Annotated in this window: 7 protein-coding genes; all 7 read left to right on the forward strand. The window is 41.7% G+C overall.

Annotated elements, in window-relative coordinates; translation table 11 throughout:
* The first annotated feature begins 200 nt into the window (after positions 1-200).
* Positions 201-434 (forward strand): DUF3709 domain-containing protein, encoded by a 234-nt coding sequence (locus D908_RS21045; RefSeq protein WP_082321079.1) that lies wholly within the window; start codon positions 201-203, stop codon positions 432-434.
* Between the two features lie 352 nt (positions 435-786).
* Positions 787-1443, forward strand: coding sequence for a hypothetical protein (locus tag D908_RS01970; RefSeq protein WP_005527209.1), 657 nt, complete (start codon positions 787-789; stop codon positions 1441-1443).
* Positions 1444-1638: 195 nt separating this feature from the next.
* A complete protein-coding gene (locus D908_RS01965; protein ID WP_032467750.1) occupies positions 1639-2193 on the forward strand; it encodes a sugar O-acetyltransferase in 555 nt (184 codons plus the stop codon).
* A 166-nt stretch (positions 2194-2359) separates the two neighbouring features.
* On the forward strand, positions 2360-2692 hold the full coding sequence (locus tag D908_RS01960; RefSeq protein WP_005527213.1) for a YggL 50S ribosome-binding family protein: 333 nt from the start codon (positions 2360-2362) through the stop codon (positions 2690-2692).
* Positions 2693-2892: 200 nt separating this feature from the next.
* Positions 2893-3447, forward strand: coding sequence for a GIY-YIG nuclease family protein (locus D908_RS21055; protein WP_255247350.1), 555 nt, complete (start codon positions 2893-2895; stop codon positions 3445-3447).
* A 160-nt stretch (positions 3448-3607) separates the two neighbouring features.
* Complete coding sequence (locus tag D908_RS01955; RefSeq protein ID WP_005527218.1) at positions 3608-3961, forward strand: DUF6404 family protein; 354 nt, start codon at positions 3608-3610, stop codon at positions 3959-3961.
* A 148-nt stretch (positions 3962-4109) separates the two neighbouring features.
* The coding region (locus D908_RS01950; RefSeq protein WP_005527219.1) for a nuclease-related domain-containing protein at positions 4110-4430 on the forward strand (321 nt) is incomplete at its 3' end.

A 4430-nucleotide genomic window follows, 5' to 3' on the forward strand; every position in this document is an offset into this window, starting at 1 on the left:
GTGTTTGAGTTTAGTGGTATGCGTTTCCAGCCCCTTAGGCGGACGTTATGCTTAATCCATAAAAATCAGTTGGTTGTGATTGTCGATTCCTTTGGCATTTCGTTCAGGTTTTTTCGGCAATTCAATATTGTTTTTCGCTGCCTAATGAAGCGGCAATGTATCTGGCGTTGTAAATTCTGAGTGATTGCCTCATTGGGTTTTTGAGTCCACGCGAGGTGAGTTTTGCTCTCTCAAGTCGCTTTGAGCAGTTTGGTGCCTTTACTTACAGGCTGAAACTCTGTCGGCAATTGAGCATTGTTTTGCGCTGCCTAATGAAACGGCAATCCGTCTGTCGCTGTAAATTTCAGTGTCATTGCCTCATTGAGTTGTTGTGCCCATGCGTGGTGAGTCGGTTTGTCGGAGAGGGTTTTCACATTGGCCTAGTTGCTAAATGAAAGCTCGCATTGGTCAGTTCATAGGTAAAAGTTGAGCCAGTTCTAATTCAAGGAAATTCGAGTTTTGGTCAATGATTTCAGTGGGTTATTATTGAGTTGGTTCAAATGTAAAGTGTTAAAGCTTAAGCATAACAAACGCCTCAAGAGGGACTGTCAACGCGTGGCGTTTCCAGTCCCCATGAGCCGCGGTGGTTACGGTTGTTGTGTTTGAGTTTGGTGGTAATGCGTTGCCAGCCCCTTAGGCGGGCGTTATATGCTCGATTGGTTTTATCAAGCGGGATTGGTTAGATTTATTAGTAGTCAGTCAGAAACACTTCGTTATATTCTAGGATAAATTGAGAGGGATTTTTAAGTGAAAACGTTATGCTTTTATTTGGCTTTTATATTTATTACTTCTGGTTGTACGTCAACTAATTATATTAAACTTGAAGAGTGGGAGGTATTCGGACCTTTATCAGTCGTAGAGCATGGCCCACCTGAAGAACTTATAAAAGATGTTGAAGAAGTTTTGGCTAACAATCAGGGTAATTTACTTTATCCTGAAGATGTCGGAAATATCGATTTTTCCAGTTTTAAAAAAGGAATGACTTATAAGTATGCAAGCTTAGACTTTAGAATGGACTATACATTCGAACACTATTCAGATGGATATTTTTATTTTGTAATGACTAGAAGTGATTACGATGGTCCAATTTCTGCTCGAACCGACGGCGTTAACTGGGAATGGAAAGGTAACAAGGTAGGAGATCGCTACTACGTTATGGCAGGACAAGAATGTAAATTTAAGCTAGGAGCTTGCAGATATAAGATAGTTGGAGATAGGTACCATTCATCCGAACTTTATTTTAGAGATGGTGTTTGGGTTCGTAAGTTCGATGTTTCGAAAGTTCTTAGCTCAACATATGAAGTCAGTGTGTATGACAAGTTTGGCATGATATTATACACAGGCACTTATAATAGTAGATCTGGAGGTAACGTTTCTTACCTGAAACTCGTATCTACCGAATAAATCCACTTATGTTATTTTCTTGAACTTAGTGTTTACGCATATAACAAAGCGTTAAAGAGGGATTCGTGCCGCGTGGCACTTTTAGTATGCGGTGAGTTTTGGTGGTAAAAATGGTCTGCGGACACTTGGTTTATGCGGCACTCACCCCTTAACGCGGCGTTATGAGCAGCATTAAAATTTAGAACTGAGTTGTATATGTCAGAAAGAGAAAAAATGCTCTTTGGTGAGTATTACGACCCGAGTGACGTGGAGCTCGTCAAGCTGCGTCTTGAGGCTCGTTTACTCACAGAGAAGCTAAATCAAACAAGTGTAAGTTGCCCAGATAAAAGAGTAGAGGTAATCAAATCCTTGTTGGGCTCTACAGGAAATAGCATTCACATTGAATCCACATTCAACTGCGATTACGGGCTGAATATACATGTTGGTGAGAATTTCTATGCCAATTTTGGCTGTGTCATTTTGGACGTAGCGGAAGTTCGTATTGGTGATAACTGTTTTATAGCACCACAGGTTGGAATTTATACAGCAACCCATCCCATCGATCCGATTCAAAGAAACAGTGGGTTAGAGTTTGGAAAGCCAATCAGAATAGGTAACAACTGTTGGATTGGAGGTCATGCAACGATCAACCCAGGAGTGACGTTAGGTGACAATGTTGTTGTTGCCTCGGGAGCCGTTGTAACAAAGAGTTTTGGCAGCAATGTGGTCATTGGTGGCAACCCAGCACGAGTGTTAAAAGAAATCGAGTAACCTTTAGCTCGCTGCTCATAACAAACGCCTCAAGAGGGACTGTCAACGCGTGGCGTTTCCAGTCCCATTGAGCCGCGGTGGTTACGGTTGTTGTGTTTGCGTTTAGTGGTATGCGTTGCCAGCCCCTTAGGCGGGCGTTATATGCCTATACGAAATCGGAGGAAGTATGGCGAAAAATAGAAGTCGAAGACTAAGAAAAAAACTGTATAGCGATGAATTTACGGTTTATGGCATCTCTGTCTCTTGTGACTTAAGCATCGATAAAGTATCAGAATATGATGTGTTTATTGATGAATTTATCGACTTTGTAGAGGCTAGAAATCTGATGATTGGCGGAGGGGCAAGTCATAGTAAATTTGACTGTTTTGTTGTTGCTGAAGGCCGTTATGACTCAGTAACCGAGGACGACAGAGTGGCAATAGAAACGTGGTTTATTAATAAGCCTGAATGCACAAATGTTGCAGTGAGCACGTTGGTAGACGTGAATTCCGGCATATAACAAACGCCTCAAGAGGGACTGTCAACGCGCGGCGTTTCCAGTCCCAATGAGCCGCGGTGGTTATGGTTGTTGTATTTGAGTTTAGTGGTAATGCGTTGTCAGCCCCTTAGGCGGGCGTTATGTGAGCGGAGGTTCATCTGAATATTAATTTATTAAATTATTCTCACGAAGTTGATGTAACTAGAGTTTTTCAACCTTGCATATACGCATTAGTCGATCCAAATAATGAATCAGTAAAATATATTGGACAGACTAACCACGTTGAATCTCGTTACTACCAACATCTAATTGATGCGAGAACGTCTCGAAATAATTTGTATAACTGGATATCTGGCTTATGTTCTACAGGAGCTTTACCCAAGTTATTTATACTTGAGATTTGTGAGGAGGGTGAATTATTGAGGCGTGAACGACACTGGATCAAACTAGTAAATGATGGTGGTAGTCGTTTGCTCAATTTTGGCGGGAAGCGTTGTTTTTTCTATTCGAATGAAGCTTTATCAGCTATTGCAAAACTATTCGGTGGGGAATTGATTACCCAAAATGATGTTGGTCATACATCTGGAGAAACGCTACTAGAATGGTTATGTTTAAACCATGGCTCATTCTTAAAACGGGCAAGTAGTGTTACAAGTGGCCAATGGTGTAATGACTGCACGCAAATTGAGGTTCAATCTTCTGGATATAATTCTAAAGAAATCATTAGCAGACGATTAGGACTAATCGAGAAGATACGAGAGCAAATGCTCACATAACAAACGCCTCAAGAGGGACTGTCAACGCGTGGCGTTTCCAGTCCCATTGAGCCGCAGTGGTTGCAGTTGGTGTGTGTAAGTTTAGTGTTATGCGTTGCCAGCCCCTTAGGCGGGCGTTAGGTTTCTCCGCGGGAAACATCGAATACAAGGATTTTGGGTCATGGATTATGAAACGAAGCTACAACTTGCGCACAAAGAATTAAGTGACAAAGGTGTTTGGAAGTCGAACTACAATCCTCCACTTGTAAGGTTGTTACGTAAACTTGGACTGTGTTTTCCGCCGCCTTATTATCAGAGCTTTTTTACAAACGTTATACTTTGTGTGGCTTTCTTCGCCCCTGTTTGGGGAATCTTCCAATGGTTTCTTGTGTGGGATGAGCTAGGCAAACCAGCTTTAGAAGCGGTTTATATCTCGTTACTTACTGGAGCATTGTTTGGTTTAGTTATGGCAACCGTCTACTACATTAGGCGCAAGCAATTAAATCTAACAGATTGGGGTTCATTGGGAGAATAAGCCCAAAACCTAACAAACTGTTCAAGAGGGATTCGCAACGCGTGGCATTTTCAACATGCGTTGATTTTAGTGTTTAAGGTGGTATGCGGCGACTTCGGTATTGCGTTGCTCACCCCTTAACAGGGCGTTAGTTGAATAGGGAAAATCCGTGAATATTTTTGAAGCATTTCTTAATGTGTTTGTGCAAGTCTGGTATCTAGTCCCTTTATTGCTCATTGTTAGCGTTTTCAAAAGTAGGTGGCTAAAAGGTGTATTCGGTGAGTTTCTCGTGAACCGTCTTTTGTCCAAATTACCAGAGTCTGATTACACGCTAATAAAAGACGTAACGTTGCCGACTAACGATGGTACAACTCAAGTCGACCATATTGTGGTTTCTAAATATGGCATCTTTGTCGTTGAAACTAAGAATATGAAAGGTTGGATATTTGGCTCGGTTCGCCAGAAACAGTGGACACAAAAGATTTATCGW

Source organism: Vibrio mimicus CAIM 602 (genome assembly GCF_000338875.1).
Lineage (GTDB): Bacteria > Pseudomonadota > Gammaproteobacteria > Enterobacterales > Vibrionaceae > Vibrio > Vibrio mimicus.